Raw genomic sequence first — 13,124 nt, forward strand, 5'->3', positions numbered from 1 at the left:
GGCCCCGGCCACTAGATCGTGGCGCCTGCCTTGCGCAGCAGATCGACGAGATCGGGCTGGACCTGGCCGGTGATCTTGTAGCGGTGGAAATTCTCGAATTCGCGGATGGCCCGCGCTGTTTCCGGCCCCGGATTGCCGTCAATCTGGCCGCGGAAAAAGCCAAGACTAGCCAATCCACGCTGAATATCGGCCACGAGATCGCCGTCCGTCGCCGGACGTGCGGCGCGCGGTGGCTGGGTCGGGGTAATGGCAACCGGCTGCGCCACGGGCTGGATCTGCGCCACCGGCTGGGCTGCAGCGGCCTGCACCTGGACTGGCGCCGGCATAGGCTGGTTCGGCACGCTTGCCGTCGGTACGGGTGGATTGCTTACCGGCGTCGACGTCCCGCGTTCGCCACCGACAGCCGCGACGATGGAATCGATCGTGCTGGCTGTGGCCGTACCAACCGTATCCACGGCAGTCTCGACCGGCGAGAGCGCCGGAAGCCGCGCCACCACGCGATCCTGCTGCGGCGCGGGAGCCGGCGCAATCTCGGCAACTGGCGCAGGTGCTGGCGCAACGACCGGCGCAGCCGCTACCGGCTGTGGCGCTGCGACCGGTTGCGGCGCGACTGCAGCCTGGGGCTGCACGACAGGCTGCGGCGCTGCCGCCCGGCCTGCCGCGTCGGAATTGATGATCGACTGCACGATTGCCGAGGACAGCGCGCCCTGCGGCTCAAAGCCGTTGCGCTCCTCGAAAGCGCGGATGGCGCGGGCGGTCATCGGACCATAATAGCCGTCGACCTTGCCCTCGAACAATTTGAGTTCGGCGAGCTTTTTCTGCACGGCAAAAACTTCGGAATTGCCCACCGGCTGGTCGGGAATCACCTGCGGCTGCGCGGTCACGACGCTACCGGTCGTCTCCGGAACCGCGGCTGGCGCAAGGGCTGCGGCGTCGTCCTCGGCCTGTTCGCGCATGGCGGCAGGCGCCGGCATCGGCGCTTCAACCGGGCTCACCTTGACCGCACGCGGCACATCGAGCGAGGTCGCAAAGAAGGGCGATGGATGCACGCCCGTCTGGAAATAGAGCGCATTGCTGCTGGCAAAGGCACTCATCGAAACGAGCGCAAAAATAGCCGTCGAGGCGAGCGGCGCCCGCATATAGTGTTCGAAAGACCAGCGCGCGCCACGACCCAGTTGAGCCATGAGCACGCTACCGGCCATCAGCGGAAGCTGGGACAGGGTAGAAGCCGTCATTGCGCTTTTCTTTTTTCGTTTTGCCATGAAGTGTTGGGCGCCGTCGCGGGCTCACGATGCAATTGTATAACCGCGACAGTCTCTTCCATCTTTGTTGCCGGACCGTTTATCGGCAGGAGTACGGTCATGGTTGTCCCCGCTCCAATTTCCGACATGGCCCTTAAAGTGCCGCCGTGGAGCTCGGCCAGACCCTTGACGATCGAGAGTCCGAGGCCGGTGCCTTCATATTGCCGGTTGAGCCCATCCTCTGCCTGAAAGAAGGGTTCGCCGATTCGTTCGAGCGCCATTGGCGCCATGCCGATGCCCTGGTCGCGCACAGCAAAGCTGATCGCCGTGCCCTGGCGCTTGACCACCAGCGTCACGCGGTCACCCTCGTGGCTGAACTTGATGGCATTGGAAAGGAGATTGATCAGGATCTGCCGGCAGGCGCGCTCGTCGGCGACGATCATCGGCAGGCCCGCTTCGATATCGGCATCAAGCGTGATCTTGCGGCCCTTGGCCATGGAATCGACCATGGCAAAGCAGGGCTGTACGATATCCGCCGCCGCGAACCGCGCGGTGCTGATTTCGAATTTACCGGCCTCGATGCGCGACATGTCGAGCAGCATTCCAACAACGTCGAGAAGGTGCTTGCCGCTCTGGTGAATAAGCCCGGCATATTCGCGATGCGTGTTCGACAGTTCGCCACCAATGCCCGTCGTCATCATTTCAGAGAAGCCGACGACGGCGTTGAGCGGCGTGCGCAATTCGTGCCCGATCGTCGCGAGGAAGCGCGACTTGGCCTGCGAGGCTTCCTCGGCTGAGCGGGTCGCTTCGGCCATGGCGGCTTCCGCGTCCTTGCGCTTCGTCACGTCGCGCATCAGCGCCGTCACTTCATAGCGCTCGCTGGTTGCTTCGCTGCTGATCGGCGCAAAGCGCACTTCGACCCAGATAAATTGCGGCGCCGAGGCGCCCGACCGCGGATCGTCGCGGCGCATGCGCACCTCGATCGTCCGGTTCTTCCCGCCTTGATTGGCATCGGCATAGGCCGTCAGGTAGGCAGGGCGATCCATGACATGGAGCCGCTCGCCAAGCGTTGCAGAACTCAATTGGTAGCGCGGGCAGCCGAAAAGCTCCTCGGACGACCGCGAGGCCGACAGAATGTCTCCCTCGAGCGAAAAGCAGATGACCGTGTCCTGCATATGCTCGACCAGATGCCGATAGGCGTTCACCTGCGCCTTGTCGTGGACGACATAGCCGGCGTTGATGTGGTGGGTCGTGTGCGCGACGACGACAATCGCCAGGGCAAAGAGCACGCCACCAGCGAGCGTCGCCTCATTGGCGAGCGTGATATCGTGCGGAAATCCAAAGAACGAGAATGCGCCGCCAACCAGAATTGCCGCGGCAACGCCGAGCCAGGTCAAGATCCGCGCCTGCCGCCCCATCAGAAGCGCGGCCAGCACCGGACCCATGAGGACGACGGCGAGGCCAAGATCGGCAAAGCGCGAATCGATCAGCGTCAAAAACACGCCGCCGCCCATGACCGTACCGATCTGGGCGAGCGCGGCTTCATCGTGGTGGCCGCGATGAAAGAACGAGAGCGAGAGCATGCCGCCAGTTAAGACGAGGCAGGCGAGCGCGAAGCCGAGCGCAGCATGGGCAAGCAGGGCCCACATGGCAAAGGGCATGGCGAGCGCGGCAATGGCGATCATCAGGCGGGCATTGTTGGCAATGGTCTTGCGGCGCAACACGTCAGGCCGCGGGCTGGAGGCAGCAAAGCGTGCGCCATCCCTTCCGCCAATGCCAAAAATATCGAGGCTACGCATCATTTTACTCATACTAAGACGCCGCTCTTGCCGGCCCCTGGGACCGTCGCCGCGATCAGTGATCCCGGCCTGCTGTCTGATTACCCATCAGATCTTGTGTGCCCCACACTCGCGCCTCAGGCCCTAAAACAGGTTTAAGTCCGCGCCGCGCGAGAGGGGTTTCGCCCGATAGCGTAAACAAGGTGTTGTCCTCCTCCGAAACTGCGATAACCATTTGTTTCAAATTTTAAGAACTGGGCCAAACCAGCCTTAGGAAGCGCTCGTTAGGGTCGAGATAGAAGGGCGGCATAGGGTCGCTCGAAAAGTTTCGGCCATGTTTTTCCTATTGCGCTCCGCATTTTGGCTCACTGTCGCCTTCCTGGTCATCCGGCCAGGCGTCGATATGCGTGCATCCGCCGAGTCGGTGGCCAATGAGGCCATGACGCGCGGTAGCCAGTTCGTGGCCCAACAGATCCAGGCGATCGAGTGCGATAGCCTGCAATGCTACGGGGGCAAGGCGATCATTGCCGCCACCCTCCCGCCTATCCCGCCCTCAGTCACACCCATGCATGTTGCGCCTGAGGCCGATCCGATTCCCTATCCCCGCCCCCGACCTCAGCGCGCGGGATAGAGTTTTAGATCAAAATGCGCGGCGGACTTGCTTTGAGGCCGATGCGCATAGGGAAAATGGAGCACCCCTGCTCCAACGACGCCAGGTTTGGTGTCGCACTGTTAATCCGATGGGCCTGCTGCCCGCCCGGCAGCGTCGCTCCAATACCCATCGGCTCCTGCCGCAAGCACGCACCCCGTGCTTGCGGCCTTTTCTTTTGAGGCGTTTTTGCGCATGTCTTTTTCCTGAAACCGATACCCACTTTCAGGCGACATGCTGTAGATAGTGGCCCATGACCCAGCCCCAAGCCTTTCAGGACATTGCCGACAACCTTTCGTTTCTCGACGATTGGGAAGATCGATACCGCTATCTCATCGAACTCGGCCAGGCTCTGCCCAAGCTCGACGAAGGCGAACGAACCGATGCCAACAAGGTCAATGGTTGCATTTCCCAAGTGTGGCTCGTCGCCGAACCCAAGGACAGCGCGCTGCACCTCAAGGGCGAAAGCGATGCGATGATCGTGCAAGGACTGGTGGCCGTGCTGCTCGCGCTCTATTCGGACCGGTCGATGAAAGAAATCGCCGAAACCGACGCCATCGCGCTCTTTGACGAATTGGGCCTCCGCGAACACCTGACCTCGCAGCGCTCCAATGGGCTCGTCGCCATGGTCAATCGCATCCGGAACGAAGCGAAGGCACGGTTGGTCTAGGGCTTCTTGCGGTTAAGCCGGCGCATCAGCGGCCGCTCGACATAGCGGTAGAGCAAAAGCCCAAGCCAGATGCCGGTGCCGATCGCAAGGAGCGTCACCACCGGCACGATTCCCGGAAAACTCCGCCCGATCAGCTTGAGTCCAATCCCTGCCATCAAGGCGACGGCAAAGATATGGACAAGGTAGATCGAGTAGGACGCATTGCCCAAATGCTCGAGCCAGCGGAAACGCGGCAGCCGCGCCTCATAGCGCACGGCCAATAGGACTGTGCTCGCCGCAAAGGCCAATAGGCCGACAAAGGCACTCGCGTCTTCGACGACGCCGCGGTTCCAGCCAAAGCCTTCATAGAGCCCGAACAACCCGGTCGCGCCCACCAGCACCATCACAGGCAGCGGGATATCCGCCAGCCGCCCTTCGAGGTGCCCCAGCCCGATCCAGCAGCCGGCGACAAAAGCGAGCGGCAGGAAGCTCGTGTAAAAATGCGGAATGGCGGCCTGCGGCGCGAGAAAAAGCCCGATCAGCGCCAGCCCGATATAGGCGATGGTCAACCCCATGACCCGCCCGCGCGCGGTGAAAACCGCGAGAAGCGCGAAGCAGGCATAAAAGAACATCTCATAGTTGAGCGTCCAGCCGAGTTTATAGAGCGGGTGCAATCCTTGGCTTGCCGCGTTGTAAAACGGGATGAAGGCCAGCGAGAGCGCCAGTTGCTCGCCGTTGAACACCGTCGTCTTGAACAATTGCGGCGCGACGAACGCCATGAGCGCGGCAACAAAGGTGAAGGCCCAATAGAGCGGCACGACACGGAGAATGCGCCGCTGCATGAATTCGCGGCCATCGAAGCGCCCGCCCTCAGTGACGCTGACCATGATGAAACCGGAAATGACGAAAAAGAGGATCACACCCAGCCAGCCCAGCCGGCCATAGGTGATGTCCTCGACCGTCAGCGGGTAAAGCAGGGCGTGCGAAACCAACACCATGAGAGCCGCAATGGCGCGCAGATACTGGATGGCAACGATTCTTGCGGACATGGCTCCCGCCCTGCTTGATGAAGGCAATCTACCACGCGCACCATTCACCAAACATTACAGAACCTTACATCGTTAAGAACCCGCATGCGGAAACATCTCCGGCCGCTCTGGCAGCCAATGCCTTTGCGGGGTCGCGTCGCGGCCCTCGGCCTTGGCCTCCAGCCCGAATTGGCTCGCAAGGCTTGAAAGCGCAATCCGCAGGACAAGCTTGCCGCCGCGTCGAGGCCAATCCCGGCTTGCCTCGATCTCCTGCAGGCCAAGATCAAGCCCGCAAATGTCGAACAGGAGCGACCAGCACTCGGCCGGCATCGTTCGCGCCAGATCTGATAGTTTTCGCCGTGCATCGGCTGCCGACACGGACAAGTCCGTCTCAGCCGATCCCGACCCCGAACGCCCACCTACCCGCGCCGGGTCATAAGACATGGTCACCCGCTGCCGCAGTCGCGCCTTTTCGAACAGGCGAGCGAGGCGCGATGCCGCCTCGATATGGTGCCGATCAAGAAATGCCGCCTGCTCTCCGCGCCCACTCGCGAGGCGCAAAACGGCGTCTGGAAGCCCTTCCATCTCAGTGCTCCCGCGTTTCATTGAGCAGCGCCTCAAGCCGGTCGAGCTCGGCGTCAAAGCCGGGATCGTCGCGCATATCCTCGATCAAACCACAGGCATAGGAGACTGTAGTCCTATCTCGGCCGAAAGCGGACCCGATCGCCGTCAGGCTGACGCCCTTCACCACATGGGCCAGATACATCGCCACCTGCCGCGCCCGCGCCGTCTCGGCCCGGCAACGAGAAACGTGAACCAGCAACCGGATAGGAATATCTCTCTCCCGTGAAATCAGAGCGAGTACATCGGCCAACCCAAAATCGCCGCGTTTGCGGCGTGGGTTCGGTTGTGGCGGTTCACCGGAATGAGTTTCGATTCGCATAGACATCCCCCGACATCATAGGACAATATTCCTATATCCTGACAGAGGTTTTCCACCCCGGGGATAACTTGGCCCCGAGAAGGTAAAAATCGCGAGAAATGAAGGGGTAAACGCATAGTGGCCACCCGGGGGCGGCCACTAAGAGAAAAGTCGATTGGATCGAATTGCGCTTCAACTCAAATATCGAGAGCTCAGCGCAACTGCTTGGTCTTGCGCAGGTCTTGCCGATATCGGCAAGGCCTCACGCAGGTGACCTCTAGATTGTTCAGCCAGCCTTACGGCCGAGGCCATTGTCCTTGGCGAGCTTGGAACGCGTTGCCGAATAGTTTGGCGCAACCATGGGATAATCGGCCGGCAGGCCCCACTTCTCACGGTATTCCTCGGGCGAGAGGTTGTAGTGCGTGCGCAGGTGGCGCTTGAGCGACTTGAACTTCTTCCCGTCTTCGAGGCAGATGATGTAGTCGGCAGCGACCGACTTGCGCACCGGAACGGCAGGCTTGAGATCTTCCACAAGCACAGGCACTTCATTGCTGCGCAGGGACCGCAGCGCACCATGCACTTCAGCGATCAACTTGGTCAGATCTGTCGGGCTCACGGCGTTGTGGCTGACATAAGCCGAGACGATGTCGGCACTTAGTTCGACCAGATCGAACTCTCCCACATCTGCCGGAGCGATGTTGTCGTTCATGTTGTAACCTTCCGAATTTATTGAATCGCAACAGGGCAGTGGCGACCGTGTTGCATTCCTAATTCTGTTTACTGCAGCACGCAACTCTGAACTGCAATATAAACCGAATTCACTCGGGTTTATTCATGCTTGGGAATTTTGTTCCAATCGTGTCTTAGGATCAACCCCTACGCTACTTTCCCCAAGCGGTTGATTGCCAAGATAACTCGCTCTGGCAAGGAGATGCGCGGACAAGGGTGTTGTGAGCAGCAAAAAGACAATACCGATAAAAGCCCGGAGCGCCACTGCGGCATCAAGGCTCACCAGCCCGACTGCCAGCAAAACCAGCCCACCGCCCACGGCACCTGCCTTGGAGGCGGCGTGCATCCGCGTGTAGAGGTCAGGCAGGCGAATGACTCCGAGTGCGGCGATGAGCGTGAATATCGCCCCCAGAATCAAAAAACCGCCTCCAAGGCAGAGCACGATATCTCTCACTTTGATTGCGCCTCCATTGCGTGATCTTCTTTAAGACCACGCCGCATGATGTATCGCGCAAAGGCCACAGTCGCGAGAAAGCCCAAAAGCGCGAGCGCGAGCGCAATGTCCAAGTAAAGCGTCAGCCCGGTGCGAATAGCTACGGCGCCGATAAATCCCATGGCCACCACCGTCAGCAGATCGAGCGCCAGGACGCGATCGGCCAAGGTCGGCCCGATAACAATGCGCACAATTGACAGCAACAGCGCTGCACTCAGCAAAACCAGCGCGATAAGACTGCTCAAATCAAGAAATTGCGCGACGCTCATTTGAAGATCTCCGCAATCCGCGCTTCGAACCCGGTCTTGATATCGGCGATCACGGCCGCTTCGCTCGTCATCGACAGCACATGCACATAGAGCACCGAGCGATCCTCGGCGATGTCGATGCTCAGCGTCCCCGGGGTCAGGGTAATCATATTGGCGAGGAGCGTAATCTCGACGTCCGACTTCACCGTCAGCGGCACGGCAACGACCGCAGGCCGGATCGCCGATTTCACATCGGGCCGCAGCACCAAACCGGCCACCCGAACCGCGCTCATCAGCAGCTCGACGAGAAACAGCAGCGCCAGCCCCAAAAGCTGTCGCGCCTTGCGCAATGAGCCACGATCTCTGACCGAGGATCGCAACACGAAAATGGCGACGCTGCCGATCACACCGCCAAAGAGCAGGTTGAGCCCGGAAAAATTGCCAGAAATGCCGGCCCAGATCAGCGCCAGGATGAGGACGAGAAAAGCACTGTTCATGGCGTCACCTCCGCCAACCCGACCGCCTGGAAATAGCGCGTAGTATCGATCAGGTCCGCCGCCCCCGCCTGCCCCACTGTCAGCATTGGATTGGGCCAGAGACCTATGGCAAAGACGATCAGCGTCAATGCCACCGTCGCCCCCATCGCCAGGCGCCCTGACCCGGTCAGCGGCGGCAAAGGCAGCGGGTCATTCACCCCCGCCACGCCCTCGGGGCCGTTCCGCCAAAAAATATGCGCCCAGATCCGCGTGCCCGCGATCAACACCAGCACGGCATTAACCACGAGCGCCGAGACCAGCACCCAGCCTATCCCGCCCTCGGCCACCCCAGCTTGCAGCAGCAGCAGTTTTGGCCAGAAGCCCAGGAATGGCGGCACGCCGGCCAGCGCCAGAATCGTCCCGAAAAACAGGATCGAAAGTGGCGCACTCGTCGCATAGAGCCCGCCCATGGCCCGCGTGTCGCGCGCGCCCGTCCGCACCTCGATGATCCCGATAATAAGATAAAGCGCTGCCACCGACAGCATGGCGTGAAAGATGTAGATCCCGGCCCCAGCCACACCTTCGGCGCTTGGCATGGCGATGCCAGCCAAAATGGCGCCGATCCCCGAAATGACGAAAAATCCCGCCGCACGCCGAAGATTGGTTTCGGCAATCGCCCCGAGCGGCGCAATCACCAGCGTGGCGACCGCCAGGATCACCAGCACCGGTTCCAGCAGCTCCCGGCTCTGCGGCAGAACCGCAATCAGCGTCCGCAGCAGCGCATAGGCGCCCACCTTGGTCAGCAGCGCCGCAAACAGCGCCGAAACCGCGAGGCGCGGCGTGTGGTAAGATGCCAGCAGCCAGGCATTGAGCGGAAACGCCGCCGCCTTGATCCCGAAGGCCAGCAGCAACAGCGCCGCAATCCCCGTCAGCCCCGCGCGGTCAGCGCCAGGCGCCACGCGGATGATATCAGCCATATTGAGCGTCCCGAGCAGGCCATAGGTCAGCCCCAACGCGAGAAGAAAAAGCGTCGTCGCCAGGAAATTGATGAAGCCATATTTGACCGCTCCATCGATCTGCAGCGGCGTTCCGCCCAGAACGATCAGCCCGAACGAGGCGATCAGCGTCACCTCGAACCAGACATAGAGATTGAAGAGATCCCCGGTCAGAAACGCGCCGCTGACGCCGCCGAGCAGCAACAGCACCATGGCATGGAAACCATCGCGACTTTGCCCTGCATCGCGCCCCATTTCGGCATAAAGCACCACGGCCAGTGTCACCACCGCTGCCGCCAGCGCAAAACCGGCGCCAAAGAGGTCAGCCGTCAGCGCAATGCCAAAGGGCGGCAACCAGCGCCCCATGGTCATGCTCACCGGCCCGGTTTCGAAAATCCGCAGCAAGAGCCCGACATCGGCCGCGATAATTCCGGAAACGACCAAGGCGGCCACGATGACTGGCAAGCCTTTTTGTCCGCGCAGCACCAGCAGCAGTGCCGCGCCCATCAGCGACAGCACGATCGGCAACACGATGAGCCAATCGGCAAGCGCCGTTGCGGTTTCGATCATGGCGGGCGGCAGTCCCGATAGCGCCGTGTCTTCCATGTCAGTAGCTCAGCGGCGGTTGCGGCGCATTGTCGGGCTCGGCGAGCCGCATGCGGTCGGTATTGTCGGCGTCAAGGCTTTGATAGGCGCGATAGGCCAGCACCAGCAGGAAGGCGAACATTGAAAAGCCGATGACGATGGCGGTCAGGATCAGCGCCTGCGGCAGCGGATTGGCGATCGGCCCTAGAGGCGCATCGAGCCCGGCCGGCACGATCGGCGCCACCCCGCGCGTGACGCGGCCCGCGGTAAAGATCAGCAAATTGACGCCATTGCCGAGAATGGTCATGCCAAGGATCATGCGGATCACCGAGCGCGAGAGCAGCAGGTAGACCCCAAGCGACACGAAGACCCCGACCAGCAAAGCCAGAACATAATCCATCAGAGGTCCTCCTCGCTGTCGCTTTCGAGCGCCAGCGCCACTGCCGAAAGCGTGCCGAAGACCGTCAGATAGACGCCGATATCGAAAAAGAGCGGCGTCGACAGCGGTACCACCGTCTCCCCGAGATCGAGGTAGAGCCAGATGCTGGTGAGGAATGGCGCCTCGATTAAAAGGCTCAAAAGCCCTGACAATCCGGCCAGCAAAACGCCAGCCCCGGCAATCGCCATTGGATCGAGTTTCAGCGCCCGCCGCACTGCAGGCACCCCCGCCGCCATGCCATAGACGGCGATGGCCGATGCCGCGATCAACCCGCCGATAAAGCCGCCGCCCGGCTCATTGTGGCCTCGGAGGCAGATATAAACTGAGAAGACCAGCATGGTCGCAACGATGAGCGGCGCGGCCGTCCGGAAAAGCAGCGTATTCATCGTGCTTCACTCCCGGGCTTGCGGCGCCGCAACAGTGCCAGGATGGCGATACCAGCGCCCATCACCACCGAAATCTCGCCCAGCGTATCGAAGCCGCGATAATCGACGAGGATGACATTGACGATATTGGCGCCATGCGCGATCGGCACGCTCGTCCGGGTAAAGAATTCCGCCAATCGATCATCGAGCGTGCCGCTCAAAACCAGCATCAGCAGCAGGCTCACCCCTGCCCCGCAGACCACGGCAATGGTCCCGTCCCGCGCCCAATCCTCGAACGGCCGGTGATCGCGCGCGTCGAGTTTGAGATTGGTCATGACGATCGTCAGGATCACGACCGAAAGAATTTCGACCATCAACTGGGTGAAGGCCAAATCCGGCGCGCCGAAGAGCAGGAAGATCAGCGCCAGCGCCGTGCCCTGAATGCCAAGCGAAAGAATGGCGACCAGCCGGCTCTGCGCGATCAAGACCGCAATGAGCCCCAGCATCGCCAGCAGCACAACGCCCCACTCGTGCAGTTCCAGCGCCGGCAGCACCAGGCGCTTGGACCAATCGCCGAGATCGGCCGTCGGCACCATCCAGTCGAACCCACCTAGCATGAGCATGGGCAGGAACAGCGCCAGCGTCAGGCACATGAAGAGCAATGCCAAATAATATTCGAGCCTGCCGTGATGCAGCGCCCGCGTCACCGCTGCCGCAAAGCGAATGAGCCCGAACATCACAAGGTCAAACATCCGATCTGCCGAGGGCAGAACGGCATTGAACCGCCGCAGCACAGCCCGGATGACGTGACCTTTCTGGAACACCAAAATGGCAGCCAGCCATGTGATCGCCGAGAGCCAGAGCAACGGGCTCGTGATGTCGAGCGCGAGAGACAGATGGCTCTCAATCCCCTGCCCCAATATCGCGCTGCCGGCTTGCGCCAACACGTCATGGCCCAGCCAATCGGGCAATAGTCCCAGCACCACACCCACGCCACCAAGCAGGATCGGCCCCGCCAGCATGGCAATCGGCGCCTCATGCACGGCCTTCGGCGTCTCGACGACATCGCCGAGGAATGGCCGGATCATCACGATCAAGCCCACGCCCGCCAGCAGCGCATTGCCGATTACAAGCACCAGCAAGACCGCCAGCATGCCGAAGTCGCCGCCGGTCACCGCCAGATACATTTCTTCCTTGGCGAAATATCCGAGGGTCAGCGGCAGGCCGAGCATCGAGAGCACCGCCAGCGCCGCGCCGATAAAGGTCACCGGCATCTTGTCGGCCAACCCGCCAAGCGCATTGATCTCGCGCGTCCCCGCGCCATGATCCACCGCGCCGGCGACCATGAAGAGCCCCGCCTTGTAGCAAGCATGAGCGATGAAATAGAGCACGGCCCCCGCAATCGCCGCCTCGGTCGCAAGCCCGATCAGCACGACGAGTAGGCCCAGCGAACCAATCGTCGTCTGCGCCAGCATTTGTTTCAGATCAGTCTCGCGCAACGCCGCCAGCGCGCCCCAGATCAGCGTCACCCCGCCAAAACCGAGCAATAATCCGGTCCAGACCGGTGTGCCGCCCAAAACCGGCGTCATGCGCAACAGGAGGTAAACACCAGCCTGGACCATGGTCGCCGAGTGCAAAAAGGCGGAAACCGGCGTCGGCGCCTCCATGGCATTGGGCAGCCAGAAGTGGAACGGAAACTGCGCCGATTTGGTGAAGGCAGCGAGGAGGAACAGGGCGAGCAAGACGCCATAAAAGCCCGACCCGCGCGCCACCTCGCCCATGCCGCGCAACTCGCTCAGAAGCCACGTTCCACCGACATGCTGGAGCAAAATCACGCCGACGAGCAGCGCCATGCCGCCGATATTGGTGATCATCAGCGCCTGGATTGCCGCCCGCCGCGCTGCCTGCCGGCTATGATCGAAGCCGATCAGGAGGAACGAGGTGACCGACGTCGCTTCCCAGAACAAAAACAGCGCCAGCACGGAATCGGCTAGCACCAGCCCCAGCATCGCGCCCATGAAAGCGAGAATATACGCATAGAAGCGCCCGAGATGCGGATGCCCCCGGAGATATGCCCCGGCATAGAGGAGGATCAGCGTGCCCACCCCGGCAATGGTGAGTGCGAAAACCAAGCTCAGCCCATCGACGAAAAAGCCGAGCGTCAGCCCATAAGCCGGCGCCCAGTCGATCGCGGCCGTCAGCGTGTCGCCACCAACAACTGTCTCGCCCAGCCGGATCAGCAGCATGAAAATGCCGGCCGGCACCAGCGCCAGAATCCAGGCCGAATAGCGTCCCGCCAGACTATGGATGAACGGCGCCAATAGCGCCGCAACAAAGGGCGCTATCGCCACAAGGGCGATGCTCGCATCCAGGGACAGCCCCACTCAGCCCCTCCAAAGGGTTCTTGGTTCTTATTTTGTGAATCAAAGCTTAACCACTCACGAAGCGGGAACAAGCCAAATCGGACTGGCTGCGACGATTGCGCCCAGCTTTCGCGCCTCTGGCAATTCCCGCGCGCCCCGCCTAT

15 protein-coding genes are annotated in these 13,124 nt (G+C 61.5%); 2 read left to right on the forward strand and 13 right to left on the reverse strand.

Annotated features, from left to right (window positions below):
- Positions 1-11 precede the first annotated feature (11 nt).
- Positions 12-1,235, reverse strand: coding sequence for a peptidoglycan-binding domain-containing protein (locus DevBK_RS09590; RefSeq protein WP_317185261.1), 1,224 nt, complete (start codon positions 1,233-1,235; stop codon positions 12-14).
- Positions 1,232-3,052, reverse strand: coding sequence for an ATP-binding protein (locus tag DevBK_RS09595; RefSeq protein WP_317185262.1), 1,821 nt, complete (start codon positions 3,050-3,052; stop codon positions 1,232-1,234). The genes DevBK_RS09590 and DevBK_RS09595 overlap by 4 nt, the downstream gene beginning before the upstream one ends.
- 301 nt (positions 3,053-3,353) lie before the next feature.
- Between DevBK_RS09595 and DevBK_RS09600 the strand changes: the two genes are divergently transcribed.
- Both DevBK_RS09600 and DevBK_RS09605 read left to right on the forward strand, forming a co-directional pair.
- Positions 3,354-3,650 (forward strand): hypothetical protein, encoded by a 297-nt coding sequence (locus DevBK_RS09600; protein ID WP_061907952.1) that lies wholly within the window; start codon positions 3,354-3,356, stop codon positions 3,648-3,650.
- A 271-nt stretch (positions 3,651-3,921) separates the two neighbouring features.
- Positions 3,922-4,338 (forward strand): SufE family protein, encoded by a 417-nt coding sequence (locus DevBK_RS09605; RefSeq protein WP_317185263.1) that lies wholly within the window; start codon positions 3,922-3,924, stop codon positions 4,336-4,338.
- Here DevBK_RS09605 and DevBK_RS09610 read toward each other — a convergent pair.
- The 11 genes from DevBK_RS09610 to mbhE all read right to left on the reverse strand — a co-directional run bounded on the left by DevBK_RS09610 (position 4,335) and on the right by mbhE (position 12,981).
- Complete coding sequence (locus DevBK_RS09610; RefSeq protein ID WP_062630797.1) at positions 4,335-5,366, reverse strand: acyltransferase family protein; 1,032 nt, start codon at positions 5,364-5,366, stop codon at positions 4,335-4,337. The genes DevBK_RS09605 and DevBK_RS09610 overlap by 4 nt on opposite strands.
- 72 nt (positions 5,367-5,438) lie before the next feature.
- Complete coding sequence (locus DevBK_RS09615) at positions 5,439-5,930, reverse strand: DUF6456 domain-containing protein (RefSeq protein ID WP_061907949.1); 492 nt, start codon at positions 5,928-5,930, stop codon at positions 5,439-5,441.
- Position 5,931: 1 nt separating this feature from the next.
- Positions 5,932-6,288, reverse strand: a complete 357-nt coding sequence (locus tag DevBK_RS09620; protein ID WP_317185264.1) for a helix-turn-helix domain-containing protein — start codon at positions 6,286-6,288, stop codon at positions 5,932-5,934.
- A 265-nt stretch (positions 6,289-6,553) separates the two neighbouring features.
- Positions 6,554-6,976: a MucR family transcriptional regulator gene (locus DevBK_RS09625; protein ID WP_061907947.1), complete on the reverse strand. Its 423-nt coding sequence runs from the start codon at positions 6,974-6,976 to the stop codon at positions 6,554-6,556.
- 123 nt (positions 6,977-7,099) lie between these two features.
- Positions 7,100-7,450 (reverse strand): monovalent cation/H(+) antiporter subunit G, encoded by a 351-nt coding sequence (gene mnhG / locus DevBK_RS09630; protein WP_317185265.1) that lies wholly within the window; start codon positions 7,448-7,450, stop codon positions 7,100-7,102.
- Positions 7,447-7,758 carry a cation:proton antiporter gene (locus DevBK_RS09635; protein WP_062630794.1) on the reverse strand — a complete coding sequence of 104 codons (312 nt, stop codon included), beginning with the start codon at positions 7,756-7,758 and terminating at the stop codon, positions 7,447-7,449. Before DevBK_RS09635 ends, mnhG begins: the two co-directional genes overlap by 4 nt.
- Entirely contained in the window at positions 7,755-8,234 is a 480-nt protein-coding gene (locus DevBK_RS09640) for a Na+/H+ antiporter subunit E (protein WP_317185266.1), read from the reverse strand. The genes DevBK_RS09635 and DevBK_RS09640 overlap by 4 nt, the downstream gene beginning before the upstream one ends.
- Positions 8,231-9,814 carry a proton-conducting transporter membrane subunit gene (locus DevBK_RS09645; protein WP_317185267.1) on the reverse strand — a complete coding sequence of 528 codons (1,584 nt, stop codon included), beginning with the start codon at positions 9,812-9,814 and terminating at the stop codon, positions 8,231-8,233. The genes DevBK_RS09640 and DevBK_RS09645 overlap by 4 nt, the downstream gene beginning before the upstream one ends.
- A gap of 1 nt (position 9,815) precedes the next feature.
- Positions 9,816-10,193: a Na+/H+ antiporter subunit C gene (locus DevBK_RS09650; RefSeq protein ID WP_317185268.1), complete on the reverse strand. Its 378-nt coding sequence runs from the start codon at positions 10,191-10,193 to the stop codon at positions 9,816-9,818.
- Positions 10,193-10,618: an MnhB domain-containing protein gene (locus DevBK_RS09655; protein WP_317185269.1), complete on the reverse strand. Its 426-nt coding sequence runs from the start codon at positions 10,616-10,618 to the stop codon at positions 10,193-10,195. Before DevBK_RS09655 ends, DevBK_RS09650 begins: the two co-directional genes overlap by 1 nt.
- The gene (gene mbhE / locus DevBK_RS09660) at positions 10,615-12,981 is read right to left on the reverse strand and encodes a hydrogen gas-evolving membrane-bound hydrogenase subunit E (RefSeq protein ID WP_317185270.1); all 2,367 of its coding nucleotides are present in this window, start codon (positions 12,979-12,981) and stop codon (positions 10,615-10,617) included. The genes DevBK_RS09655 and mbhE overlap by 4 nt, the downstream gene beginning before the upstream one ends.
- Between the last annotated feature and the right edge of the window lie 143 nt (positions 12,982-13,124).

The sequence above is a fragment of the Devosia sp. BK genome (genome assembly GCF_032907385.1).
GTDB lineage: Bacteria > Pseudomonadota > Alphaproteobacteria > Rhizobiales > Devosiaceae > Devosia.